Source organism: Streptomyces sp. NPDC099050, from assembly GCF_044759865.1.
In the GTDB taxonomy this organism is placed as follows: domain Bacteria; phylum Actinomycetota; class Actinomycetes; order Streptomycetales; family Streptomycetaceae; genus Streptomyces.
This window is the reverse complement of record NZ_JBIWAE010000008.1, coordinates 278,687-301,931: the sequence shown is the minus strand read 5'-3', so window position 1 is coordinate 301,931 and position 23,245 is coordinate 278,687. Positions and strand designations below refer to the sequence as shown.

At 71.1% G+C, this 23,245-nt stretch carries 20 protein-coding genes, 1 tRNA gene and 3 pseudogenes; 10 read left to right on the top strand and 14 right to left on the bottom strand.

The features are described 5' to 3' along the window. Window positions 1-2: 2 nt before the first annotated feature. Window positions 3-244: pseudogene (locus ACIQV3_RS16790) on the bottom strand (NUDIX domain-containing protein); the annotation flags it as partial. Here ACIQV3_RS16790 and ACIQV3_RS16785 point away from each other — a divergent pair. Then, window positions 214-891, top strand: a pseudogene (locus ACIQV3_RS16785) (site-specific integrase); the annotation flags it as partial. The pseudogenes ACIQV3_RS16790 and ACIQV3_RS16785 sit on opposite strands and share 31 nt — an antisense overlap. A 56-nt stretch (window positions 892-947) precedes the next feature. On the opposite strand, the gene ACIQV3_RS16780 reads toward ACIQV3_RS16785, so the two are convergent. Further along, window positions 948-1,022, bottom strand: a tRNA-Val gene (locus ACIQV3_RS16780). Between the two features lie 116 nt (window positions 1,023-1,138). Between ACIQV3_RS16780 and ACIQV3_RS16775 the strand changes: the two genes are divergently transcribed. The 4 genes and pseudogenes from ACIQV3_RS16775 (at window position 1,139) to ACIQV3_RS16760 (ending at window position 3,610) form a co-directional block, all read left to right on the top strand. Next, on the top strand, window positions 1,139-2,386 hold the full coding sequence (locus tag ACIQV3_RS16775) for a hypothetical protein (protein ID WP_403713127.1): 1,248 nt from the start codon (window positions 1,139-1,141) through the stop codon (window positions 2,384-2,386). Between the two features lie 263 nt (window positions 2,387-2,649). Next, the gene (locus tag ACIQV3_RS16770) at window positions 2,650-3,189 is read left to right on the top strand and encodes a DUF4383 domain-containing protein (protein ID WP_403713167.1); all 540 of its coding nucleotides are present in this window, start codon (window positions 2,650-2,652) and stop codon (window positions 3,187-3,189) included. Between the two features lie 20 nt (window positions 3,190-3,209). Next, window positions 3,210-3,356: pseudogene (locus ACIQV3_RS16765) on the top strand (NUDIX hydrolase); the annotation flags it as partial. A 38-nt stretch (window positions 3,357-3,394) separates the two neighbouring features. Then, the gene (locus ACIQV3_RS16760; RefSeq protein WP_266909095.1) at window positions 3,395-3,610 is read left to right on the top strand and encodes a zinc ribbon domain-containing protein; all 216 of its coding nucleotides are present in this window, start codon (window positions 3,395-3,397) and stop codon (window positions 3,608-3,610) included. On the opposite strand, the gene ACIQV3_RS16755 is transcribed toward ACIQV3_RS16760, so the two are convergent. The 4 genes from ACIQV3_RS16755 to ACIQV3_RS16740 are packed head-to-tail and all read right to left on the bottom strand — an operon-like array spanning window position 3,607 to window position 8,891. Further along, entirely contained in the window at window positions 3,607-4,266 is a 660-nt protein-coding gene (locus tag ACIQV3_RS16755; RefSeq protein ID WP_403713126.1) for an O-methyltransferase, read from the bottom strand. The two genes, ACIQV3_RS16760 and ACIQV3_RS16755, sit on opposite strands and share 4 nt — an antisense overlap. 19 nt (window positions 4,267-4,285) lie before the next feature. Then, entirely contained in the window at window positions 4,286-5,116 is an 831-nt protein-coding gene (locus ACIQV3_RS16750; RefSeq protein ID WP_403713125.1) for an HAD family hydrolase, read from the bottom strand. Further along, on the bottom strand, window positions 5,113-7,716 hold the full coding sequence (locus tag ACIQV3_RS16745; protein ID WP_403713124.1) for a phosphoribosyltransferase: 2,604 nt from the start codon (window positions 7,714-7,716) through the stop codon (window positions 5,113-5,115). The genes ACIQV3_RS16750 and ACIQV3_RS16745 overlap by 4 nt, the downstream gene beginning before the upstream one ends. 8 nt (window positions 7,717-7,724) lie before the next feature. Further along, window positions 7,725-8,891, bottom strand: a complete 1,167-nt coding sequence (locus ACIQV3_RS16740) for an HpcH/HpaI aldolase/citrate lyase family protein (protein ID WP_403713123.1) — start codon at window positions 8,889-8,891, stop codon at window positions 7,725-7,727. Window positions 8,892-9,084: 193 nt separating this feature from the next. Here ACIQV3_RS16740 and ACIQV3_RS16735 point away from each other — a divergent pair, with 193 nt between their 5' ends. Beyond that, the gene (locus ACIQV3_RS16735; protein ID WP_403713166.1) at window positions 9,085-9,858 is read left to right on the top strand and encodes a TerD family protein; all 774 of its coding nucleotides are present in this window, start codon (window positions 9,085-9,087) and stop codon (window positions 9,856-9,858) included. 52 nt (window positions 9,859-9,910) lie between these two features. On the opposite strand, the gene ACIQV3_RS16730 is transcribed toward ACIQV3_RS16735, so the two are convergent. From ACIQV3_RS16730 to ACIQV3_RS16705, 6 genes are all read right to left on the bottom strand, one after another. Then, window positions 9,911-10,651: a Tellurium resistance gene (locus ACIQV3_RS16730; protein WP_403713122.1), complete on the bottom strand. Its 741-nt coding sequence runs from the start codon at window positions 10,649-10,651 to the stop codon at window positions 9,911-9,913. A 144-nt stretch (window positions 10,652-10,795) separates the two neighbouring features. Further along, window positions 10,796-11,911 carry a DUF475 domain-containing protein gene (locus tag ACIQV3_RS16725; RefSeq protein WP_403713165.1) on the bottom strand — a complete coding sequence of 372 codons (1,116 nt, stop codon included), beginning with the start codon at window positions 11,909-11,911 and terminating at the stop codon, window positions 10,796-10,798. Window positions 11,912-11,936: 25 nt separating this feature from the next. Beyond that, window positions 11,937-12,512, bottom strand: a complete 576-nt coding sequence (locus tag ACIQV3_RS16720) for a TerD family protein (RefSeq protein ID WP_403713121.1) — start codon at window positions 12,510-12,512, stop codon at window positions 11,937-11,939. Between the two features lie 190 nt (window positions 12,513-12,702). Further along, window positions 12,703-13,278 carry a TerD family protein gene (locus ACIQV3_RS16715; protein ID WP_403713120.1) on the bottom strand — a complete coding sequence of 192 codons (576 nt, stop codon included), beginning with the start codon at window positions 13,276-13,278 and terminating at the stop codon, window positions 12,703-12,705. 160 nt (window positions 13,279-13,438) lie between these two features. After that, window positions 13,439-13,897, bottom strand: a complete 459-nt coding sequence (locus ACIQV3_RS16710; protein WP_403713119.1) for a peroxiredoxin — start codon at window positions 13,895-13,897, stop codon at window positions 13,439-13,441. Window positions 13,898-14,077: 180 nt separating this feature from the next. Continuing rightward, window positions 14,078-14,503, bottom strand: a complete 426-nt coding sequence (locus ACIQV3_RS16705) for a DUF3052 domain-containing protein (protein ID WP_327306909.1) — start codon at window positions 14,501-14,503, stop codon at window positions 14,078-14,080. Between the two features lie 435 nt (window positions 14,504-14,938). On the opposite strand from ACIQV3_RS16705, the gene aceE reads away from it, so the two are divergent. Both aceE and ACIQV3_RS16695 read left to right on the top strand, forming a co-directional pair. Next, window positions 14,939-17,671: a pyruvate dehydrogenase (acetyl-transferring), homodimeric type gene (aceE, locus tag ACIQV3_RS16700; protein WP_403713117.1), complete on the top strand. Its 2,733-nt coding sequence runs from the start codon at window positions 14,939-14,941 to the stop codon at window positions 17,669-17,671. 72 nt (window positions 17,672-17,743) lie between these two features. Further along, window positions 17,744-18,643, top strand: coding sequence for a potassium channel family protein (locus ACIQV3_RS16695; RefSeq protein WP_403713115.1), 900 nt, complete (start codon window positions 17,744-17,746; stop codon window positions 18,641-18,643). Here ACIQV3_RS16695 and ACIQV3_RS16690 read toward each other — a convergent pair. After that, complete coding sequence (locus tag ACIQV3_RS16690; RefSeq protein ID WP_403713114.1) at window positions 18,624-19,160, bottom strand: peptidase inhibitor family I36 protein; 537 nt, start codon at window positions 19,158-19,160, stop codon at window positions 18,624-18,626. The two genes, ACIQV3_RS16695 and ACIQV3_RS16690, sit on opposite strands and share 20 nt — an antisense overlap. A 263-nt stretch (window positions 19,161-19,423) precedes the next feature. Continuing rightward, a complete protein-coding gene (locus tag ACIQV3_RS16685; protein ID WP_403713163.1) occupies window positions 19,424-20,911 on the bottom strand; it encodes an MFS transporter in 1,488 nt (495 codons plus the stop codon). 219 nt (window positions 20,912-21,130) lie between these two features. On the opposite strand from ACIQV3_RS16685, the gene ACIQV3_RS16680 reads away from it, so the two are divergent. Both ACIQV3_RS16680 and ACIQV3_RS16675 read left to right on the top strand, forming a co-directional pair. Further along, on the top strand, window positions 21,131-21,790 hold the full coding sequence (locus ACIQV3_RS16680; RefSeq protein WP_403713161.1) for a TetR/AcrR family transcriptional regulator: 660 nt from the start codon (window positions 21,131-21,133) through the stop codon (window positions 21,788-21,790). A gap of 278 nt (window positions 21,791-22,068) precedes the next feature. Then, the gene (locus tag ACIQV3_RS16675; protein WP_403713160.1) at window positions 22,069-23,208 is read left to right on the top strand and encodes an alpha/beta hydrolase; all 1,140 of its coding nucleotides are present in this window, start codon (window positions 22,069-22,071) and stop codon (window positions 23,206-23,208) included. Window positions 23,209-23,245: the final 37 nt, after the last annotated feature.

The window sequence follows — 23,245 nt, the reverse complement described above, 5'->3', positions numbered from 1 at the left end:
GATCAGCCGATGTAGGGCTCGGTTCGGCCGGCCAGCCCGTGGTCGATGCGCATCCTCATGGACGGGGGGATGTTCATCTCGTCCAGACGCTGAGAGAAGCAGATCGAGAATTGCTGGCGCACCTCCCGGTCGTCATAGGCCATGACGTGGTGAGGGTTGGTGTACAAGCCGACCAGTCCCGTGACCTCGACATCGAGTCGGTCTCTTCCTTGGTCTCTCGCACGGCTGCATCTGCCACCGCCTCGGGAGCTGTCGCCGTGGAGCCTCCAGGAGACGTTGGACTTCCTCGCCGCCGGCCGCAAGGACCCGCTGTTCGCCGCCTTCGTGCTGGCCATCGCGCTCGGCTTCCGGCGGGGTGAGATCGTCGGTCTGCGGTGGGAGAACGTGGACCTGGAGAAGCGGGAGATCCGGGTGCGCACACAGCGGCAGCGCGTTGGGGGCGAAGCCTACGAGGACGGCCCCAAGGGCAAGCGGCGCCGGCAGACGCTCCCCCTGCCCGGGATCTGTGTCGCTCCCCTGCGCTGGCAGCGGATGCAGCAGGCTGAGGCGCGGGCCAAGGCCGGGGAGAAGTGGGAGGAGACCGGGTACGTCTTCACCACCAGGACCGGGCGGCCCATCGAACCGCGGAACGTCTATCGGTCCTTCACTCGGGTGGCCAAGGACGCGGGTCTCAGGGTCATCCGGCTGCATGATGCGCGGCACGGGACCGCGACGCTGCTGACCGCCGCCGGCGTGCCGCCCCGGGTCGTGATGGAGATCCTCGGGCACTCCCAGATCGCCGTCACCATGAACGTCTACGCGCACGTCGTGCAGGACACGCAGCGCGAGGCCATCGGGCACATGGACCGGCTGCTCAGGAGGCGGGAGGCGATCCCAATCCGCTCCCGTTGATGTCAGATGTGGATGCAAAAAGGCCCCCCGCCATGATCGGCGGGGGGCCTTTTTGCTGGTGGGCGCGGACGGTTTCGAACCGCCGACATCTGCTTTGTAAGAGCAGCGCTCTACCCCTGAGCTACGCACCCGTGGATGAGTGGACAGCCTACATGCAGCGCGCACCCCCCACGCAAACCCGTTCCCGTGGGGGAGAATGGACCGGGGCAGGGGAATTGCGGACGGACCGGGTACGGGAGAGGCGACTGTGACGACGGCACCCCGGCGGTGGTTCGGCGGCGGGCGGGACGAGAGTCGGCGGGCGGATGCTCAGGCGGCGAAGGACGCCGCGGCGGCGGCGTTCTACGAGCTGGACTCCGCGCAGCGGGATCTGCGGATCTCGATCGAGACGATCGCGGCCGCGGACGGCTCGCCGGAGGCGCGCCGGGTGGGTGAGGGGTTCGCCGCGCTCGGGCAGCGCATCGACCAGGTGAGTCACGTCTACATCAATGCCGTCGACGCACACGATCTCGATCGGGTGGAGCTGGAGGCGTCCGCCGCGACGCGCGCCCGGGACGAGCTGACGCGGGCCAAGGAGGAGCTGGTCCGGGTCAAGGGCGAGCTCGACCGGTTCGCGCAGGGGCTGCAGCCGCTGCTGGACCGGGCCGAGACGCAGCTGGCCCGGGTGGCGCCCGCCCGGGAGCGGGCCAGGGCCGCGCTGCTCGCGGCGAGCACGGCACTGGACGAGGTGCGCGGCAAGGGGATCCGGGCCGATGATCTGGCCGCCCGGCTGGCCGCGCTCGGGCCGGAGCTGACCAAGCTGAACCAGGGCGCCGCGCAGCACGGCGTACAGGAGACCGTGCAGCGGGCCGACCGGATCCTGCGCGACGCCGAGGCGATACGGGCCGAGGCGGCGCGGCTCCCGGAGCGGGCCGCGGAGTTCGACCGGCGGCTGGTGAGCCTGCGGACCCGGGCGCAGGCCCTGCGCAACCGGGCGGACCGGGTGGATCCGGTGCTCAGCGAGCTGCGCCGGCGTTTCAGCGCGGCCTGCTGGCAGGACCTCCAGCACGTCCCGGAGCAGGCGGTACGGGACGTCGCGCAGGCGGAGGACCGGCTCGCGGAGGCCGGCCGGGCGCGCGACCTGCAGCAGTGGGCCGTCGTGGCGGCCCTGGTCGAGGTGGTACGGGCTGCGCTGGACGCCACCGACGAGGCGGTGTCGGCGGCGCAGGACCGGCTGACGCGGCTGGAGGCGGTGGCACGGGATCCGCAGGCGGAGGTGCAGCGGACCCGGTTCGCGATCCGGGACGCGCAGCGCCTGGCGATGGAGGGCCGCACGGTCCCCGAGGACCGGCACGCGCGCCCGCTGGACGACGCGGTGGCGCGGGTGGCCCGGGCGCTGGCCGCGCTGGAGGACCGCCACCCCGACTATTGGGCCTTCCTCCAGGAGATGGAGGCCGTACGGTCCTCCGTGCAGCGGGTCGTGACGGACATCCGGACCGAGCGCGGCCACGGCTGACCAGCCTCCGGCCGGGAGGCCGGACTTGTCGGGGTGGGGGCATCGGCGGATGCTGGAGGGGCCAACCCGGAGCAGAGGAGGGCGCCATGGCCGCCCAGCCTTCACACAGGCCGCAGGAGCCGCAGAAGACGCAGGAGCCTTACGCGCCCCACGCGCTCTACGGGTGTCACGAACCCCATGAGCACTACGCGCCCTACGTGGCCCACGAGCCGTACGCGACGGCGTCGCCGCCCCGGAGCTCGCCGGGGATCCTGCACCGCCTGATGCGTCCCGTCAACGCGCGCCTCGACGAGCACCTGCCCAGCGATCACCGGCTCAGCAAGGTCTACCGGGTGGGCGCCGGCCTGACCGGGCTGCTGCTGGTGGTCTTCGGGATCCTGGGGCTCATCGACCGGATCGGCTTCTTCGACACCGGCGGGGACACGGTGCTGGCGCTGAACACCAACGGCGCGCTGAGCGTGCTGTCGATCTGCTTCGGGCTGCTGCTGTTCGCCGGGATGGTCATCGGCGGCAGCTTCGCCTCGACGCTCAACATCGTGCTGGGCGTGCTGTTCATCGCGAGCGGGTTCGTGAACCTCGCGCTGCTCGACACGAAGATGAACTTCCTGGCCTTCCACATGCCCAACGTGCTGTTCAGCTTCGTGGTGGGCGTGATGCTGATGTGGTTCGGGATGTACGGGCGGGTGGGCAGCGCCCTGCCGCACGACAACCCGTACTGGCGTGCCCGCCACCCCGAGCAGGCGGCTCGGGAGCAGCGGGCACCACGTACGGCGAACCGGAGGCCCGTCGGCAGGCCGGCGTAGGCCTGCGCCTCGATGCCGAGGAGTGCACCTCGGTCGCCTGGCTCACCCCTGAGGAGATCACCGCCCGCATGTCCGAGGTCTACGCCGACCGCCTCCTCGACGCCCTCTCCCTCTCGGCCCCGCACGTCCGCACCCACGACGGCCGAAGCCTCCCTACGGCGCGGTAGCGGTTCCCGGCCGGGGGTCCACTGCGTAGCCTGTCCGCATGCCCCGTTATGAATTCCGCTGCCGGACCTGCGAAGACACCTTCGAGGTCAGCCGGCCCATGGCCGAGTCCTCCGCGCCCGCCGACTGTCCCGCCGGGCACGCCGATACCGTCAGGCTGCTCTCCGCCGTCGCCGTCGGCGGGACCAGTGCGGCCCCCGCCGCGCCCATGGGGGGTGGCGGCGGAGGCTGCTGTGGTGGGGGCGGCTGCGGCTAGCGCTTGCGGGACAGGGTGATGCCGTCGGAGATCGCCAGCAGCACCGATTCCATGCGGGGGTCCGCGGCGACGTGGTCGTTGTAGGCCTGGACCCCCGCCGCCCCACCGGTGGCCGCCGGGTCCAGCACCTGGCCGTGGTACAGCGTGTTGTCCGTGACGAGCAGCGCGCCCGGGCGCAGCCGGGGCACGAGCTCCTCCCAGTAGGCGATCTGGCTCTGCTTGTCCGCGTCCATGTACGCCAGGTCGATGTGCGGCTCGGCCGGCATCGCGCGCAGCGTCTCGATCGCGGGCGCGATCCGCAGGTCGATGCGGTCAGCGACCCCGGCCTTCGCCCAGGCCTCGCGCGCGTACGCCGTCCACTCCTCCGAGACGTCGCACGCGATGAGGCGTCCGTCCGCCGGCATGGCCTGGGCCATGGACAGGGAGGAGAAGCCGGTGAAGGTGCCGATCTCCACGATGTGCCGGGCGCCGGTCAGCCGGACCAGGAAGGCCAGCAGCGGCCCCTGCTCCTGCGCCGACTGCATTCCGGCCGTCTCCGGGAACACCTCGTACGTGGTCGCCACCAGCCCCCGCTGGACCTCGTCCAGCGGGGGGTTGTGCGCGAGGACGTACTGGTAGAGCTCGTCCGTGATCTTCGTGCTGTTGCCCTTGGTCATGGGGCCAGTGTGCCCAAGGTCAGGCGGCGTGCGTGACGAGTCGCGCGACTTCGCGGGTGAACGCGCGCACGATCTCCTCGCCGGCCAGTACGCCCGCCTGGGCCAGCGCCGTCACGTGCGGCGCCGTCCAGTCGGCGTCGGCCAGTTCGCCGTGGCCCGGCCGCCAGGCCGTGTCCGCCGCGAGCAGCAGGTCCGCGTCCAGCAGCGAGTCGCCGGCGGCCAGGGTGCTCGTGGCCCCCGTGCGCCGGGCCACCTCGTGCATGGCCGCGCTCTTGGTCAGCGGCCGCGGGACGGCGTAGATCTTCCGGCCCTGGAGCGAGACCGTCCAGCCGCGCGCCTCGGACCATTCCGCCAGCGCCTTGATCCACTCGGCGGGGACCAGTGCCCGCTCCACGACCAGGTACGCGAACAGGTCCTCGGCCACCCGCGCCTTGCGCAGCCACGCCGGGTCGGCCACGGACGTCAGGTGCGCGTTCATCTCCTCCAGCGGCACGGACTCCGCGGCGAGCCGCGCGGCGACCTGGCGGCGCCAGTCCCGGTCCGGGACCCCGTCCACCAGCAGCTGGCCGCCGTTGGCGCAGATCGCGTACTTCGCCGGCCGTCCGGGGAAGCGGATGCGCTGGTACTGCTTGCGGGTCCGGGTGGTGGTCGGCACGAACACCGCGCCCGGGTCGGCGGAAAGCTCCGCCAGCAGCCCCGCCGCCGTCTCCGTCATGTACGACAGCGGCTTGCTCTCGTGCACCTCCACGCACAGCAGCCGCGGGGCCACCGGGTCGGGCATGGTCAGGCCGAGCGCGGCCGCCGAGTAGATGAGCGTACGGTCGAGGTCACTGGCTACGAGAACGGTCACTTGGTGGCCACAGCCTTTCCGTCGGCGCCCGTGGCGCCGCGCGTGAATCGGGGATGGATGAGTCCTACGCAGCTGTACGGCAGCCCGTCGACCTCTTCCACCGGCACCCCCCGCTGCTCCGCGAGGAGGCGTACGTGGTCCAGGTCGGCCCCGGCGCCGCGCTGCGCGAGGATCTTCCACGGCACCCGGCGCAGCAGCACCCGCGTGGTCTCGCCGACGCCGGGCTTCACGAGGTTCACGTCGTGGATCCCGTACTCCTCGCTGATCCGCTCCACCGCCCGCCAGCCCACCCAGGTCGGTGTGCGGTCGGCGGCGAGGAGCTCCTTGACCTCGGCGTCCACGGCCTCGGCCACCTCCTCGAAGTGCGCGGAGACGGTGTCGACGAACGCGACGGACACATCGGCCCCGGCGAGCTCGCGGTAGAACTTCGCGCCGTGGAAATCGGCGGGCCCGACCAGGTCGGACCTGAGCACCGTACGCGAGACCAGTCCGGAAACGGTGGAATTGAGACAGGCGGAGGGGATCAGGAAGTCCTCGCGGGTGCCGTACGTCTCCACGCACGAGCCGGGGTCGGCGAGGACCACGATCTCCGGGTTGAAGCCCTCGAACTCGCCCAGGGCCTCGCGCAGTTCGCGGGTGATGGCACCCTTGCCGGTCCAGCCGTCGACGAAGACCACGTCGGCCGGGTCGTGGTGGGCGGCCAGCCAGCGCAGCGCGTTGGCGTCGATGCCGCGGCCGCGCACGATGGAGACGGCGTAGTGCGGCAGGTCCAGGCCGTGCCGGGCCTGCGCCCAGCGCCGCATCAGCACGCCCACAGGGGTGCCGGCGCGGGCCAGGGAGACCAGGACCGGGGAAGGTGAGCGCTCGGCGAGGACCGTCTCGGTGACGGTGCCGACGGCGCGGGCCATCCGGGCGGCGGAGGCGGTCAGCGCGCTCTGGTAGAGCTGCTGGTACTCCGGGGACGGCTGGAACTCCACCGGCAGCGATTCCGCGTAGTGCGCGCCGCCCGCCTGGATGGCCTCCTCGCGCTCCTCGGTCGGGGCCTCCAGCTCGACGTCGGAGAGGTCCTGGAGCAGCCAGCCGACGTCCTCGGCGGCGTAGGAGGAGAAGGCGGGCCCGCGCAGCGGCTCGCCCAGCGGTCCGCCCGGCGCTTCGCGCGGGGGCTCGGTCATGATCGGCTCCTGCCGGTCGGGTACGTACGAAGGTATGACCGCCAGCACGACCCGGCCGGTGTGCGGCGCGAGGGCGGCGAGCAGGCCGGTACGGAGTTCCGCGGTGTCCCCGGCCGAGTCCACGACGGCGACCACGGCGTCGAAGCCGGCGCCGGACGTGCCGGCGGCAACGTTGTACGCATACCGGTCACCGGGGCCGTCGGCCGGGGCGTCGTGGGCGGGGAAGACGAGCCGGGTGCGGATCGCATAGCCGGGGTCGTCCACGGCGAGCACCGGCGAGCGGGTGGTGGTGGAGAAGCGCACCTCGACCGGCGCTGCCGCGGCGCCGGACGCCTCCAGGGCCTGCGCGAGGCGCAGCGGGGCGTACATCAGCTCCTCGTTGCCGAGTACGAGGACCCTGGCGGGTTCCGCGCCGAGCGCGGACCCGAGCCGGTCCGCCATGGCGGGCAGCGCCGCGTCTAGGGCTGCGCGGTGCGCGGGGGTGAAACCGTGGCGTCCGCCGTCGGGTATGCCGGCCGGCCAGGCCAGTTCCACGCGGGTGACCGGGTGCGGATCGTCTGCCGGGGCGCCGCCCCGGCCCCCGCTGCTCGCACTCCCCCGGACTCCGTCCGGGGGGACCCCCTGCAGGGGCTGCTTTGGCCCAGCCCCTGGCTGCGATGCGCCGGCGGCGGCAGCGGCAGCGGCCAGGGCCTCGTACTGCTCCACCAGCGCCTGCCCCTTCTCCAGCACCCCCTCCGGGAGGGAGACCGTGCCCGAGGCCAGCGATATGAGGTCCACGCGGGCGCCCAGCTGCTCCGCGAACGCGACGAGGCGGTCGCGGTCGGCCGGGGAGCGCATGTCGACCAGGGCGACGACCACGTAGTGGCCGCGCGGGTGGCGGGCGTGGAGGTCGGCGATGGTGTTCAGGACGGTGTTGCCGGTGGAGAACTCGTCGTCGACGAGGACCAGCGGGCCGGAGCCCGCCAGCAGCTTCGGGTCCTCGGGCAGCAGCAGGTGCGAGGTGGCGTGCGAGTGGGCCTCCTCGAAGCCTCCCGCGGCCTCCACACCGGGCACGGGGCGGCGGGTGGAGTGCAGGTAGGTGGCGCTGCCCAGGCCGTCGGCCACGCAGTGACCGAGCCCGGTCGCGGTCTCCGCGTAGCCCAGGACCACCGCCGAGGCCGCCTCCGCGTCGCCCAGCAGCTCCCGGACCCGCTCGCCGAGCCCGTATCCGGCCGCGTACACGGCCGCCGGGGACTGCGGCACGTGCTTGCCCAGCACCTGCGAGACCAGCAGGTGCGCCCGCTTGGGGTTGCGCCGCAGCGCCAGCCCGAGCAGTTCGTCCAGCCGCGGGCCGTCCCCCGTCCCGTCCGCCAGGCTCACGCCCAGCCGGTCCGCGACCCACGTTCCCGACCACACCGCTTCGATCTTCTTGCCCTTCTTCGCAGTCAACGGCCCGCTCACACCTGGAGCCCGGCCGTGAGGAGGTCGACGAAGCCGACCTCCTCCTTCGCCACACCGAAGACCTCGGCGCGCAGCATGGTGCGCTCGGCCCAGGCCCGGTGGGGCTTCACCTCGTTCATCTTGTTCGTGTAAGCGGAACGCATCACTCCGCCGCCTCCGCTCTCGGGGCGCAGGATGTCTTGAGCATCGCTGAACTCCTCGTGCGACACCACCGAGAGCGCGTGCACCGGGGTGACGTGGGCGGGGTGGATGCAGGTCTTGCCCAGCAGCCCGTTGGCCCGGTCGAGCTCGATCTCGCGCAGCAGCCCGTCCAGGTCGTGCTCGATCAGCGCGGTGCGCAGCTCCTCGACGCCCTCCTCCAGGAAGGGGCTGCGGCGCAGCTGCGGCTTGAAGAGGCGCTGCTGGCTGCGGAAGTACTCCCACACGGGCCCGGTGACGGTGAAGCCGGTGCCGTCGGCGCGGCTCAGCACGTTGACCACGTCGGCGATCACCCCGGCGACGATCTGCACGTCGTAGGCCGTCATGTCGGGGGTGCGGCGCAGCCCATAGGCGGAGCAGAAGTCGGTCACGCCGAGGCGCAGCGCCAGGACCCGCTCGCGGTACTTGTTGACCGTGCGGGAGATCCCGGCGAGGGCCTCGACCCGGGTCTCCAGGTGGAGCAGCTCGGGGGTCTCCAGGACGGGCATCGCGTACAGGCGGGACAGTCCGCTCGCGGCTTCCGCCTGCGCGACGGCGTCGAGGAAGGCGATCCCCCGGCTCTCGCTGAACTTGGGAAGGACGAATCCGGCCAGTCGCGCCGCCGAGCCGCCGAGCCGGTGCACGAGGTCGGGGATCTGCTCGGGTTCCCGGACGCGGATGAAGAGCAGCGGGAGCTCCGCCGGGTCCTCGTGGAGGGCGGCGAACTGCCGGACGAGGTTCTCCTCGCCCCCGACGACGTCCGCGTCGCTGATGGAATCCTCCAGGCAGAGGACCATGGAGACGACTCCGAGGCCGCCCTGCTTGCGGATGTCACGGGCGAGCTGGGGCCGGGTGGCCGGGCTGTAGAGCGTGGCCCCCAGTGCGGCCGCGAGCGTGGCGGAGGGGGAGGCGGCGGTGAACTCCGCCGGCTCCTGGTGGAAGAGGTCCTTGCGGACGGTGGGCGAAATATGCCCGAAGTGACGCATGTGCTTCCCCCGTACAGGCTCGGCGGCCGATCTGGCGTGGCCGGTAATAGTACGTATGAACGTGAGTCAAAAATTCCTCAAGCACATGAAATCCAGGTAACCCTCTTGCACCATGCCCAGGTCTCGCGATTCGGACAAGGTCTACGGGGGGCCGCATTGTCCCGGTCCCGCCCGGGAGGGCAGGATGACCGCCATGACGCACGCGATGCAGAAGGGCTCCAACATCCCCGTGGCCGCCTTGGCGGTCCGCGCGGTGCTGCGCTGGACCGGGGGGCCCGACGTGCCCGACGTGGACGCCTCCGCGCTGCTCGTGGGGGCGGACGGGCGCGTGCGCTCGGACGAGGACTTCGTCTTCTACAACCAGCCCCGGCACCCCTCGGGGGCCGTCTGGCGGCTCGGGAAGAAGCAGCTCGGCGACGGCATCACCGACGCCGTACAGGCGGACCTGCGGGCCGTCACGCCCGCCGTGGACCGGATCCTGGTCGTCGCCTCCGCCGAGGACGTCCCCTTCGAGCGGGTCCGCGACCTGCGGATCCTGCTCTACGACGCCACCGCGACCGGCGGCTCCGAACCGCTGGCCTACTTCGACGTGCGGCCGGAGACGGGCGCCGAGACGGCTCTGATCTGCGGCGAGCTGTACCGGCGGGCCGACGCGTGGAAGTTCCGCGCGCTGGGCGAGGGGTACTCCAACGGGCTCGTCGGCCTGGCCACCGACCACGGGATCTCCGTGGACGAGAACGCCCCCGAGGCCCAGGAGCAGAGCCAGGGACAGGGGCAGGGACAGGCGCAGCCCCAGGGGCAGGCGCAGGCCGCCACGACGGCCCTGGCGCCCCCCACCCAGGCTCCGCCGGCCGCCGAGCCCGCCTACGGCTACCCGCAGCCGGTGGCGCAGGCCCCAGCGCCGGCTCCGGGCGGGGACCGGTCCTTCCGGCTGCCCGCGCAGGGTCCGCAGTTCATCCGCCGGTGAGCACGGGGCCCGCGGGGCCCTGGGGAGCGCCCCGCCGGCCCCGCCGGCCCCGTCAGGTCTTGGTCTTGTAGCCCCGGCCCCACTGGAGCCCCCACCCGTACAGCCGGTCGAGCTCGGCCTGGAACCCGTACACGAAGGTGACCTCCCGCCGCACGATCAGCTCTCCCTTGACGTTCTCCAGGGAGACGACGGCGCAAGAGCGGGCGTGCGGGTGGCGCTCCTCCAGCGGGATCTCGATGCGCGGCCCGGTGATCGGGTAGAGGGTGACCAGGGCGTGCGCCCGGTCGAAGGCCGGGGTCTGGTCGTAGATGTACACGAAGACCAGCAGCCGCTTGATCTCCTCGGCGTGGTCGAGATTGACGAAGATCGTCTCGCCGGAGGGCGCCCCGAACCGGTCGTCCCCGCTGAGCTTCACGTACGGCGGGCTGTTGATGTCCCCGTGCAGGTTCCCCAGCGGCTGGACCACGCCGCGGGTACCGTCGGTCAGCTCGTAGAGGCAGCCGATGTCGAGGTCGACATTGACCATGCCCTGGGTGTGCGCCTGCACCATGTCCGGCTTGAACAGCTTGAACGGGTGCCGGAACAGCTGCCCGCTCGGGCCGGCGCTGCGGCCGCCTATGTCCGAGGTGCGCATCCGCCAGGAGAGGTTCACGCGCAGATTGCCGTGCACCGCCCCCTGTTTGGTGAGCGATACCGTCGGATGGCGTTTGGTCAGCTCGATCGCGTTCGACGAGGCACTGCCCGACTGGAACTGCGTGCCGCGGCTGCCCCTGATGCCGTCGAAGAATCCCATCCCCACAACCCCCTGCTCCCTAGGCCCGCTTGGCCCCCCGCAGGCATGCCGGCGTCCGGTCCCGGCATGCGGACGGGGCGGCCCGGTGGGTCCGTGGACCCGCCGGACCGCCCCGCACTTGAGCGTTCCGCATTACCGCCGCGATCATGCCTCGGCGGTGGAACCCTCCAGCTCCAGGCGCTTGTTTCGGCGCACCGAGGACCAGAAGGACCATCCGATCAGCACGACGCCGACGAGGCCGGTGATGACCTCGTTGATCTCGTACTGGATGGTGACGAGCAGGATGACGGCGAGCGCGCCGATGGCGTAGTGCGCGCCGTGCTCCAGGTAGACGTAGTCGTCGAGGGTGCCCTGGCGGACCAGGTAGACCGTCAGCGACCGGACGTACATGGCACCGACACCGAGGCCGATGGCCATGATCACGATGTCGCTGGTGATGGCGAAGGCGCCGATGACCCCGTCGAAGGAGAAGGAGGCGTCGAGGACTTCGAGGTAGAGGAACATGAAGAACGCGGCCTTGCCGGCCATGGCGACGGCCGAGACGGGCTTGCCGCTCCTCTTCGCCGCTTCCTCGACCTCGTGCTCGTGCTCCTCCTCTTCCTCCAGCTTGTTCTCGAAGTAGCCGGAGAGGCCGCCGACGACCATGTAGGTGATCAGACCGAGAACGCCGGAGATCAGGACCGTCTGGGCCTTGTCCACGTGCGTGCCGCCGTGCTGGTGGGCGTTGACGGCGAAGGTCATCGAGGTGATGAGCAGGACGATCAGCGCGATGCACGCCGACAGCATGTCGATCTTGCCGAGCTTGGCGAGCGGGCGTTCCAGCCAGCCGAGCCACTTGATGTCACGGTCCTCGAAAATGAAGTCGAGGAAGATCATCAGCAGGAACATGCCACCGAAGGCGGCGATGGACGGGTGGGCGTCCGTCACGAGCTGCTTGTACATGTCCTGGTCGCGCAAGGCGAGTTCGACGGCCTCGATCGGCCCGATCTTGGCGCTGATCGCGACGATCACGATCGGGAAGACAAGGCGCATGCCGAACACGGCGATGAGGACACCGATGGTGAGGAAGATCTTCTGCCAGAAGGCATTCATCTTCTTCAGGATTCCGGCGTTGACCACCGCGTTGTCGAAGGACAGCGAGATCTCCAGGATGCACAGGATCGCGACGATCCCGAAGGCCTCCCACCCCCCGTAGAGCACTGCTGCGACCAGTCCGAGCGCAGTGACTGCGAACGACCAGCCGAAGGTTTTCAGAACCACTGGCATCCCATCGTGTTGTACGGCTTTACGAAACGTTGACCCCGAAGTCTAGAGCGATGCCGCGGAGCCCCGACGCGTACCCCTGCCCCACGGCGCGGAACTTCCATTCACCCCCGTACCGATAGACCTCGCCGAAGATCATCGCGGTCTCGCTGGAGGCGTCCTCGGAGAGGTCGTAGCGGGCCAGTTCCTGGCCGTCCGCCTCGTTCACCACACGAATGAAGGCGTTGCTGACCTGGCCGAAGCTCTGCCGGCGGGCCTCGGCCTCGTGGATCGAGACGGGAAAGACGATCTTGTCGACGCCGGCCGGGACCTTGGTGAGGTCGATGATGAGCGACTCGTCGTCGCCGTCACCCTCGCCGGTGAGGTTGTCCCCCGTGTGTTCGACGGAGCCCTCGGGGCTCTTCAGGTTGTTGTAGAAGACGAAGTACTCGTCCCCGAGCACCCGGCCGTTGCTGCACAGGAGTGCGCTGGCATCGAGGTCGAAGTCGGCGCCCGTGGTCGAGCGCGCGTCCCATCCGAGGCCGATCAGAACCCGGGTGAGGTTCGGTGCGGCTTTGGAGAGGGAGACATTGCCCCCCTTGGCGAGTGTGACGCCCATGTTGTGGTCCTCCCCGGACGACGGTGGCGGTGTGGCGATACGGCGATACGGCGGTGTGACGGTACGGCGGTGTGACGGCGCGGCGGAAGGCGGTGGGCGGTACGGCTGAAAGGCCGTAAAGCCGGTCCGGCGCCGTACACACGAGTGCACGGCGCCGGACGGATGCTACGACTGCTCTGGTCGAGCAGGCTCAGACGTTGACGCCGAAGTCCTGCGCGATGCCGCGCAGACCCGAGGCGTAGCCCTGGCCGATGGCGCGGAACTTCCACTCCGCACCGTTGCGGTAGAGCTCGCCGAAGACCATGGCGGTCTCCGTCGAAGCGTCCTCCGACAGGTCGTAGCGGGCGAGCTCGGCGTTGTCGGCCTGGTTCACGACGCGGATGTACGCGTTGCGGACCTGGCCGAAGCTCTGCTGGCGGCTCTCGGCCTCGTAGATCGAGACCGGGAAGACGATCTTGGCCACGTCGGCGGGCACGCCGGCGAGGTTGACCTTGATCGCCTCGTCGTCGCCCTCGCCCTCACCGGTGGTGTTGTCACCGGTGTGCTCGACCGAGCCGTCGGGGCTCTTCAGGTTGTTGAAGAAGACGAAGTTCGAGTCGCCGGTGACCTTGCCCTGGTCGTTGGCCAGGATCGCGCTGGCGTCGAGGTCGAAGTCGACGCCGGTGGTGGTGCGAGCGTCCCAGCCCAGACCGACGATGACCGCGGTCAGGTTCGGCGCGGCCTTGGACAGCGAGACGTTGCCGCCCTTGCTGAGGCTGACTCCCACGGGTCCTCCATAAGGTTTTGTGTGGGGCAGGGCCCCGTCGTGCGATTGCTACCGGATCAACGTTTCGATCCTAGTGACGGGTTCCCGCCTGTACGGGCTTATTCGAGGCGAACGGGCCCGCGTGCCTGACGGCACGCACCCATGAGCCTGCGACACGGACTCAGAGGCTGTCGAGGGCCTTGATGTACTCGTTCAGGTCACGCGCGTCCGGCAGGCCGTTGACGACGCTCCAGCGCACGACGCCCTCGCGGTCGATGACGAAGGTGCCGCGCACCGCGCAGCCCTTCTCCTCGTCGAAGACCCCGTAGGCGCGGGAGGCCTCCCCGTGCGGCCAGAAGTCCGACAGCAGCGGGTACTCCAGCCCCTCCTGCTCGCCGAAGACGCGCAGGGTCGGTACGGAGTCGTTGGAGACGGCGAGCAGCTGCACGTCGTCGTTCTGGAAGCGCGGCAGCTGGTCGCGCAGCTCACAGAGCTCGCCGGTGCAGACGCCGGTGAACGCGAAGGGGTAGAAGAGCAGCACGACGGCCTTCTCACCCCGGAAGTCGGAGAGCCGCACGACCCTGCCGTGGTTGTCCTTGAGCTCGAAGTCCGGGGCCTTGCTGCCGACCTCGATCGCCATCTGTCGCATCCCTTCGTCCCGCGTTCGTCCCGCATCCCTGCGTTGGGCTGTTCGGGTGATCTCAGCTTATGGGTCCGCCGCTCGTCCGGCTCCGCTCCGCCCGCGAAACGCACGCACCCCGCCCGCCGGGAAGCTTCCGGCGGGCGGGGTGCGTGTGTCCGCATGACTGCGGGGCGCGGCTCAGCGCTTGGACTTGGCCGTCTTCGGAGTCGCCAGCTTGGTGGCGGTCCACTCCTTGCCGACGGGGAGACCCTTCGCCAGCGAAAGGCCGGCGGTCTCGGCGGCCTCGCTGATGTCACTGGCCTCGACAAAACCGTCCTTGCCGGTCTTGGGGGTCACCAGCAGGATCAGTGCGCCGTCCTCGACCAGCTCGGTCGCGTCGACCAGGGCGTCCGTCAGGTCGCCGTCGTCCTCCCGGAACCACAGCAGAACCGCGTCTGCGACATCGTCGTAGTCCTCATCGACGAGTTCGGTGACGTGACCCTCTACGGCATCACGGAATTCCTGATCGACGTCGTCGTCGAAGCCGATTTCCTGGACCACCTGTTCGGACTGGAAACCCAGCCTGGCGGCCAGGTTCTCCGCGTGGTCCGCGGTCGCGCTCACGGGGTGCCTCCTGCTCATGTTCGGTGAATGTTCTTCGGCGGCGCGCGTACGCGCAGCATGGGCGTAGTCCACACGGGCGCGGCGGATCGCGCAAGTACCCGGCCGCCGAGACCGTCGAAACGGTGACGATTGCGGCCGTCTCGCCGCAACTTTCAGCCCTTCCGCATGTACCCCTGGTGATTCATCCCACACCATTCCACCTCATTCGGCACGGCCCGGGGACTTTCGCACCTGTTTGAGGGACGAACGGCCTTGCGAAGGGGGTGATCGACGTGGGCGTAAGGTTGCGGTTTGGGCGTTGTCGTCGCCGCAGCCAGCACAATCCCGCCACCTCCAGGGATTACCCAACGGTAAAGATGACGATTTCTGCCGAGCGTAAGACCATGGGAGGCGGCGAGACTCAAGGCACGACTCCCCCGACAGCGAAGGAACAGCGTGGCTTCCGCATCCGATCGCAATCCGATCATCATTGGTGGCCTGCCGAGTCAGGTACCGGACTTCGATCCGGAAGAGACGCAGGAGTGGCTCGACTCCCTGGACGCCGCGGTCGACGAGCGGGGCCGTGAGCGCGCCCGCTACCTGATGCTGCGGCTCATGGAGCGGGCCCGCGAGAAGCGCGTGGCCGTGCCCGAGATGCGCTCCACGGATTACGTCAACACGATCGCCACCAAGGACGAGCCCTTCTTCCCCGGCAACGAGGAGATCGAGCGCAAGGTCCTCAACGCCACCCGGTGGAACGCGGCCGTCATGGTCTCGCGCGCCCAGCGCCCGGGCATCGGCGTCGGCGGTCACATCGCCACCTTCGCCTCCTCCGCCTCCCTCTACGACGTGGGCTTCAACCACTTCTTCCGGGGCAAGGACGAGGGCGACGGCGGCGACCAGATCTTCTTCCAGGGCCACGCCTCGCCCGGCATCTACGCCCGCGCCTACCTCCTGGACCGGCTCTCCGAGCAGCAGCTCGACGCGTTCCGCCAGGAGAAGTCGAAGGCCCCGTACGGCCTCTCCAGCTACCCGCACCCGCGGCTCATGCCGGACTTCTGGGAGTTCCCGACCGTTTCGATGGGCCTCGGCCCGCTCGGTGCGATCTACCAGGCCCGGATGAACCGGTACATGGAGGCCCGCGGGATCGCGGACACCTCCAAGTCACACGTTTGGGCGTATCTCGGCGACGGCGAGATGGACGAGCCGGAGTCGCTCGGCCAGCTCTCCATCGCGGCCCGCGAGCACCTCGACAACCTGACCTTCGTCGTCAACTGCAACCTGCAGCGCCTCGACGGCCCGGTCCGCGGCAACGGCAAGATCATGCAGGAGCTGGAGTCGCAGTTCCGCGGCGCCGGCTGGAACGTCATCAAGCTGATCTGGGACCGCTCCTGGGACCCGCTGCTGGCCCAGGACCGCGACGGCATCCTGGTCAACAAGCTGAACACCACCCCGGACGGCCAGTTCCAGACGTACGCCACCGAGACGGGCGGGTACATCCGCGACCACTTCTTCGGCGGCGACCACCGGCTGCGGGCGATGGTCGAGAACATGACCGACCAGCAGATCCAGCACCTGGGCCGCGGCGGTCACGACCACAAGAAGGTCTACGCGGCCTACGCGGCGGCCAAGGCCCACAAGGGCCAGCCGACGGTGATCCTGGCGCAGACGGTCAAGGGCTGGACCCTGGGCCCGAACTTCGAGGGCCGCAACGCGACCCACCAGATGAAGAAGCTGACGGCCGACGACCTCAAGCGCTTCCGCGACCGCCTGCACATCCCGATCACGGACGCCCAGCTGGAGGACGGCGCGCCGCCGTACTACCACCCGGGCCGCAACTCCCCCGAGATCCAGTACATGCACGACCGCCGCAGCGCGCTCGGCGGCTACGTGCCGACCCGCGTGGTGCGCGCCAAGCCGCTCCAGCTGCCGGGCGACGCCACCTACGCGGCGGCCAAGAAGGGCTCGGGACAGCAGTCGATCGCCACCACCATGGCCTTCGTCCGCATCCTGAAGGACCTCATGCGGGACAAGGAGATCGGCAAGCGCTTCGTGCTGATCGCCCCCGACGAGTACCGCACCTTCGGCATGGACGCGTTCTTCCCGAGCGCCAAGATCTACAACCCGCTCGGCCAGCAGTACGAAGCGGTCGACCGCGACCTGCTGCTCGCGTACAAGGAGTCGCCGACCGGCCAGATGCTGCACGACGGCATCTCGGAGGCGGGCTGCACGGCCTCGCTGATCGCCGCGGGTTCGGCGTACGCGACGCACGGTGAGCCGCTGATCCCGGTCTACGTCTTCTACTCGATGTTCGGTTTCCAGCGCACGGGTGACCAGTTCTGGCAGATGGCGGACCAGCTGGCGCGCGGATTCGTCCTCGGCGCGACCGCCGGCCGGACCACCCTGACGGGTGAGGGCCTGCAGCACGCCGACGGCCACTCCCAGCTGCTGGCCTCGACGAACCCGGGCTGCGTGGCGTACGACCCGGCGTACGGGTACGAGATCGCGCACATCGTCAAGGACGGTCTGCGGCGCATGTACGGCCCCGACGCCGAGGACGTCTTCTACTACCTGACGGTCTACAACGAGCCCATCCAGCACCCGGCCGAGCCGGCCGGCGTGGACGTGGACGGGATCCTCAAGGGCATCCACCGGATCTCCGAGGGCACCACGGGAGCCGTCGGGGCGCAGATCATGGCCTCCGGCGTGGCCGTGCCGTGGGCGCTGGAGGCGCAGCGGATCCTGGCCGCCGAGTGGAACGTCAAGGCGGACGTCTGGTCGGCGACCTCCTGGAACGAGCTGCGCCGCGAGGCGGTCGCCGTGGAGGAGCACAACCTGCTCCACCCGGAGGAGGAGCAGCGCGTCCCGTACGTGACCACCAAGCTGTCCGGCGCGGAGGGTCCCTTCGTGGCCGTCTCCGACTGGATGCGGGCGGTCCCGGACCAGATCTCGCGCTGGGTCCCGGGCAGGTACACCTCGCTGGGCGCGGACGGCTTCGGCTTCGCGGACACGCGGGGCGCGGCCCGGCGCTTCTTCCACATCGACGCGCAGTCGGTGGTCCTCTCGGTGCTGACCGAGCTGGCCAAGGAAGGCAAGATCGACCGCTCGGCGCTGAAGCAGGCGATCGACCGGTACCAGCTGCTGGACGTCCGGGCGGCCGACCCGGGCGCGGCCGGGGGCGACGCGTAGCAGTCACTCTTGCGTAAGGGGCGCCGGGACACCTGTCCCGGCGCCCCTTACTCGTTCTTTACTATGCTCCGCATGAAGCAACCCTCCCCCCAGGCCCGGTGGGAACGCCGGACGCAGACGCCGCTGCTGGTCCTCGCCCTGGCGTTCGGCGTGGCCTACGCGGTGCCCATCGTCCTGCCCGACGCGAGCGCGGCGGTGCACAGCGCCTGCCGGCACGCGGAGTGGGTGGTCTGGGCCGCCTTCGCCGCCGACTACCTGGTGCGGCTGGGCCTGGCGCATTCGAAGAGGGCCTTCGTACGGACCCACTGGCTGGACCTGATGGCGGTGGTGCTGCCGATGATCCAGCCGCTGCGGCTGCTGCGGGTGGTCTCCACCCTGATGCTGGTGGGGCGGCGGGCCCGGATGGCGCCGCAGATCCGGCTGACCACGTACGTGGCGGGCTCGGTGGTCGGGCTGCTGATGTTCGGCTCGCTGGCGGTGCTGAGCGTGGAGCGGGACGCCCCCGACGGCAACATCAAGAACCTCGGGGACGCGCTGTGGTGGTCGGTGACCACGATGACGACGGTCGGCTACGGGGACCACTCCCCCACCACCGGGCTCGGCCGGCTGCTGGCGGTGGGGCTGATGCTGTCCGGGATCGCGCTGCTGGGTGTGGTGACCGCCAACATCGCGGCCTGGTTCATCTCCCGCTTCGAACGCGACGATCGGGTGGAGCGCGCCCAGACGGCGGCGATCTCCGAACTGACGGCGGAGGTACGGGCGCTGCGCGCGGAGGTCGCGCGGCTCGGCGGGGGCCCGGGGGCGGGCGGGGTCGTGCGTGCCCCCGGGGTCCTCGGGGTCCCCGGGGTCCCCGAGGTCGTCCTGGACCCCGGGCCCGCCCGGGGGCCCGGCCCGGGCGCCGGGGTCGGCGCCCAGGGCGGGCCCGGCCGGGCGGGCGACGGCGCCGCCGCCGTCAGCGCTCCCACACCTTGAACGCCCGGACCTGGTAGGGCGACTGGGGCAGCCACACCCCGTCGCCCGGGTAGGTCTGGAACTCGCCGGTCTCGGCGCATTCGGCGGACTGGTAGGTGGTGACCGGTCGGCCGGTCCGGTTCGTGAGGGACTGGGCGGTGGTGCCGGCGGGCAGGGCGGTGCAGCTGTTGATGTCGAGGGTGCTGAGCTCGTGGGTCGTGCGGGCCCCCTTGAACTCCGGCTTCGCCCACAGGCACAGCTGCCCGGTGGCGCAGGTCCCGAGCGCGGGCGGCCCGGCGGCCCGCCCCTTCGTGCGCCCCTTCGTCTGCCCCTTCGTCTGCCCGGAGGCCCGTACGGGAGCCGGAGCATCGGCGCGCGCCTGGGCCCGGGCCTGGTTCGGGGCCTGCGCCGCGGCGAGGACCGGGGCGAGGCCAGCCGCGCGGGCGGATTCCGCGGTGCCCGGGATCAGCAGGGTGGCGGCGAGAACGGTGGCCGTGGCGGCGGTGCGGCCGGAGAAAGTGGTGCTCCACGTACGCATGACGGGTCAACTCCTGGTGGACGTACGGGCCCCGGACCGTTTCCGAAAGCTCCGTCGACACCACGCTGACCTGCGCGGACGTCCCGGCGGAAGGGGTCGCGAGCGGGTCCACCCGGATAGGCGACAGCCCCGCCGGAACCCCCCGGCGGGGCTGTCACGGCCCCGGAGTTGACGCCTCCGGGGCCTCCTCGACCGCCACGGCCGCGCGGCCGGCGGCACAGAGCCAGCGGGACCCTGCGCACGGCCGGGCGGCCGGGGCGGAGCTAGATGTGGGCCGCGCCCGCGCCCGCCGCCGCGTTCTCGCCGCGCTTCGTGAAGCCGGCCACGACCGCGGCGAGTACCGCGACCACGCCCGCGACGGTGAAGGCCGTGCTCATCCCTGACACGAACGTGTCGTGGGCGACGCCCGTGATGGTCGCCGCGAGCTGCTCCGGTGCCTCCGGCGGGATCGGGGCGATGCCGACCTGGATGCCCTTCTCCGCGAGGTCCGCCTGCTCCGGAGTGAGCGGCGGCAGCCCGGCCCCGGCCCAGTTGTCCTCGAAGACGCTGCCGACCTTGCTCGCCATGACCGCGCCGAGCACGGCCGTGCCCAGGCTGCCGCCGACCTGCATGGCGGCCTGCTGGAGCCCGCCGGCCACGCCCGAGAGCTCCAGCGGGGCGTTGCCGACGATGACCTCGGTGGCGCCCACCATGACGGGCGCCAGCCCGAGGCCCATCAGGGCGAACCAGAGCGACATGGTGGGGGTGGAGGTGCCGGGGGTCAGCTGGGCCATTCCGAAGCAGGCGACGGCGGTGGCGACCATGCCCGCGACGAGCGGCGGCCGCGGGCCGACCTTGGTGATGGCGATGCCCGCCAGCGGCGAGCCGACGATCATCATCCCGGTCAGCGGCAGCAGGTGCAGGCCGCTGTCGACGGGGCTCATGCCGTGGACGTTCTGCAGGTAGAAGGTGACGAAGAAGAGCCCGCCCATGAAGGCGAAGGCCATCAGGACCATCAGCACCGTGCCCGCGGACAGCGGCAGGGACCGGAACATCCCGAGCGGGATCAGCGGCTCGGCGACGTGGTTCTCCCAGAGGGCGAAGGCCACGAAGCACAGGACGGACCCGCCGAGGAAGGCCAGGGTCTTGGTGTCTCCCCAGCCCCATTCGGAGGCCTTGATCAGCGCCCAGATCAGCGAGAACATCCCGGCCGACAGCAACAGGATGCCGAGGACGTCGAAGGACCGCGGGGCGTTCTCGGCCCGGTGGTCGACCAGGATGAACAGGCCGAAGGCGAGCGCGAGGATCCCCACGGGCACGTTGATGAAGAAGACGGACTGCCAGCTCACGTTCTCGACGAGCACGCCGCCGACGATCGGCCCGGCGGCGGTGGAGGCGCCGATGACCATGCCCCAGATGCCGATGGCCATGTTGAGCTTTTCGGCCGGGAAGGTCGCGCGCAGCAGGCCCAGCGCGGCGGGCATCAGCAGGGCGCCGAAGACGCCCTGCGCGACGCGGAAGCCGATGACGAGCTCGACTCCGCTGGAGAGGCCGATGGCCGCCGAGGAGACGGCGAAGCCGGCGATGCCTATGAGGAAGGTCTGGCGGTGGCCGAAACGGTCGCCGAGCTTGCCAGCGGTGATGAGGGAGACCGCGAGGGCGAGCAGGTAGCCGTTGGTGATCCACTGGACGTCGGCCAGCGAGGCCCCGAGGTCCTTCTGGATGGCCGGGTTGGCGACGGCGACGATCGTGCCGTCGAGGGTGACCATCATGACGCCGATCGCGACGGCGAACAGGGTGAGCCACGGGTGGCCCCGGAGGCCCGTACGGACCGGCGAGGGGCCCGGTTCCTTGGTGAGCGAGAGCGCGTCCCCGCCGTCGACGGTGATCTGACTAGTCATGCGGACAGATTAGTGACAGCGACTGACACTTCACAGAGCGGTTCGCCAGACAGCTCTGTCAGGTCGGTCACAGGTACCCTGGCGGCCGTGATGACCGATCAGCGGCCCGCGTCCGCACCGCCGGCGGGACTGCGCGAGCGCAAGAAACAGCGCACGCGCGACGCACTGCTGCGCGCGGCCCTCCTCCTCTTCATCGCCCAGGGGTACGAGGAGACGACCGTCGACGAGATCACCGACGCCGTGGACGTCTCCCAGCGCACCTTCTTCCGGTACTTCGCCAACAAGGAAGAGGTCGCCTTCGCCGTCCAGGACCTGGTCGAATCGCACTTCGTCGCGGCGCTGCACTCCCGCCCGCCCGCCGAGGGGCCCTTCGAGGCGATGCGCTCGGCCGTGCTCGCGGCCTGGGACACCGTCGACGAGGCCATTTCGGACCTGGTCCCCATCGACCTGTACATGCGCAGCTACCAGCTGATCGAGTCCACCCCGGCCCTGCTCGCCGTGCACCTGCGCCGCTCCACCGAGCTGGAGGAGCGGATCGCCCGGCTGCTGGCCGAGCGCGAGGGACTGGACGTGGACGCCGACCCGCGCCCGCGGGTGGCCGTCGCCGCGTTCACGGGCGTGATGCGCGTCACCGGACGGCTCTGGGGACAGGGCGAGGACACCAGCGTGGCCGCCATCCGGCGGATGACCGAGGTCTACCTCGACCAGATCGGCCCGGCGCTGGCCTCCGACTGGCGCCGGCCCGCCTGACCCCGGCGGTTCGCACCCGGCCGGGCGAAGACCCGTACGGGCCGGGCGAATACCCGTACCGGGACGGCCGCCCGCGCGCGCGGTCCCGTACGGGAGCACCCGCCGGCGGGCGTCCCACGGTCGGCCGTGACTCCCGTCACCCGGCGCGCAGCCACCCGCGACGGTCTCCTAGGCTGGAGGCAGTGAACCTGCCCGGCCCCGCCCACACCCGCTCCGCCGACGCTCCCGCGCGCCCGGCCGCCCTGCGCGCACTGCTCGCGCTGACGGTGGTCTTCCTGATGCTCGCGACCACCGGCTGGACGGCCGTCTACCGGACGGCGGACGACCCGTCCCCGCGCCAGGCCGCGCTCGCGTCCTGGGCCGGGGCGCGCTTCGAAGGCCGGGCCCTGCCCGGCGCGGACGCCCCGGCGCCCGTGGTCGCACGTTTCTTCGCGCGTCTCGACGGCGCCCAGCGCGCCCGGCTCACCGAGAACCATCCGCTGGTGGTCGGCAATCTCGACGGCGTGCCGCCCGGCGTCCGCTACCGGGCCAACCGGATGGCCCTGCGGCGGGCCGCGCGGGTCGAGGACACCCGTGCCCACGACATCACGCTGGCCCCCTCGGACCGTGCCGTCGCCGCCCGGCGCTCGCACCGCTTCGAGTCCCTCGCCGAGCCCGGCCGGCAGATCCTCGTCTTCGACCCCACCGGCGGCGCCCTCGTCGCGGAGGTCTTCGGCGACCTCGGCGCGGCCCGCCGGGTCTCGGTGGTCGTCCCCGGCGTCGACACCGACGCGCTCACCTTCGAGCGCACGGTGCGCCGGCTGACCGCACCGGTCGGCATGGCCGAGTCCCTGTACGAGGCCGAGCGCGCGGCCGCCCCCGGCAGCCGGACCGCGGTCATCGCCTGGGCCGGCTACACCGCCCCGACCGGCTTCGGTATGGACGCGGCGACCGGGCGGCTGGCCGTGGACGGCGCGGCCAGGCTGCGCTCGCTGGCCTCCGGGCTGCCGGGACGGGCGAGCGTGGCACTGTTCTGCCACAGCTACGGCTCGGTGGTGTGCGGGGTCGCGGCGCACGAACTGCCGCCCCGGGTCACGGACATCGTGGTGGCCGGCAGCCCCGGCATGCGCGCCGGGAGCGCCGCCGAGCTGGGCACCTCCGCGCGGGTGTGGGCGATGCGCGATGCCGGTGACTGGATCGCCGACGTGCCCCATCTGGAGTTCGGGGGCCTGGGCCACGGCGTGGATCCGGTCTCCGGGGAGTTCGGCGCGCGGGTCCTGTCGGCGGCCGGAGCCAAGAGCCACACGGGCTATTTCGAGCCAGGGACCGAATCTCTGGACAACTTCGCCAAAATCGGAACCGGTGCGTTCGGTTCCACCGTGTGCGCCGCCGGGGACGATACGTGCCGACGCGGAACTTCCGGTACGGACGGCGCCTGACCGCTCGGCCGACCCGAAATCGGACCGCGCAGCGGGG

Bases quoted from the DNA above. Each gene is read 5' to 3' on its own strand.
- ACIQV3_RS16675 (WP_403713160.1), top strand. From the start codon at position 22,069: ATGCTCGCGACCACCGGCTGGACGGCCGTCTACCGGACGGCGGACGAC.
- ACIQV3_RS16710 (WP_403713119.1), bottom strand. From the start codon at position 13,897: ATGGCGATCGAGGTCGGCAGCAAGGCCCCGGACTTCGAGCTCAAGGAC.
- ACIQV3_RS16755 (WP_403713126.1), bottom strand. From the start codon at position 4,266: ATGACCAAGGGCAACAGCACGAAGATCACGGACGAGCTCTACCAGTAC.
- ACIQV3_RS16770 (WP_403713167.1), top strand. From the start codon at position 2,650: ATGCGTCCCGTCAACGCGCGCCTCGACGAGCACCTGCCCAGCGATCAC.
- ACIQV3_RS16695 (WP_403713115.1), top strand. From the start codon at position 17,744: ATGAAGCAACCCTCCCCCCAGGCCCGGTGGGAACGCCGGACGCAGACG.
- ACIQV3_RS16690 (WP_403713114.1), bottom strand. From the start codon at position 19,160: ATGCGTACGTGGAGCACCACTTTCTCCGGCCGCACCGCCGCCACGGCC.
- ACIQV3_RS16760 (WP_266909095.1), top strand. From the start codon at position 3,395: ATGCCCCGTTATGAATTCCGCTGCCGGACCTGCGAAGACACCTTCGAG.
- ACIQV3_RS16735 (WP_403713166.1), top strand. From the start codon at position 9,085: ATGACGCACGCGATGCAGAAGGGCTCCAACATCCCCGTGGCCGCCTTG.
- ACIQV3_RS16730 (WP_403713122.1), bottom strand. From the start codon at position 10,651: ATGGGATTCTTCGACGGCATCAGGGGCAGCCGCGGCACGCAGTTCCAG.
- ACIQV3_RS16680 (WP_403713161.1), top strand. From the start codon at position 21,131: ATGACCGATCAGCGGCCCGCGTCCGCACCGCCGGCGGGACTGCGCGAG.
- ACIQV3_RS16685 (WP_403713163.1), bottom strand. From the start codon at position 20,911: ATGATGGTCACCCTCGACGGCACGATCGTCGCCGTCGCCAACCCGGCC.
- ACIQV3_RS16720 (WP_403713121.1), bottom strand. From the start codon at position 12,512: ATGGGCGTCACACTCGCCAAGGGGGGCAATGTCTCCCTCTCCAAAGCC.
- ACIQV3_RS16740 (WP_403713123.1), bottom strand. From the start codon at position 8,891: ATGCGTCACTTCGGGCATATTTCGCCCACCGTCCGCAAGGACCTCTTC.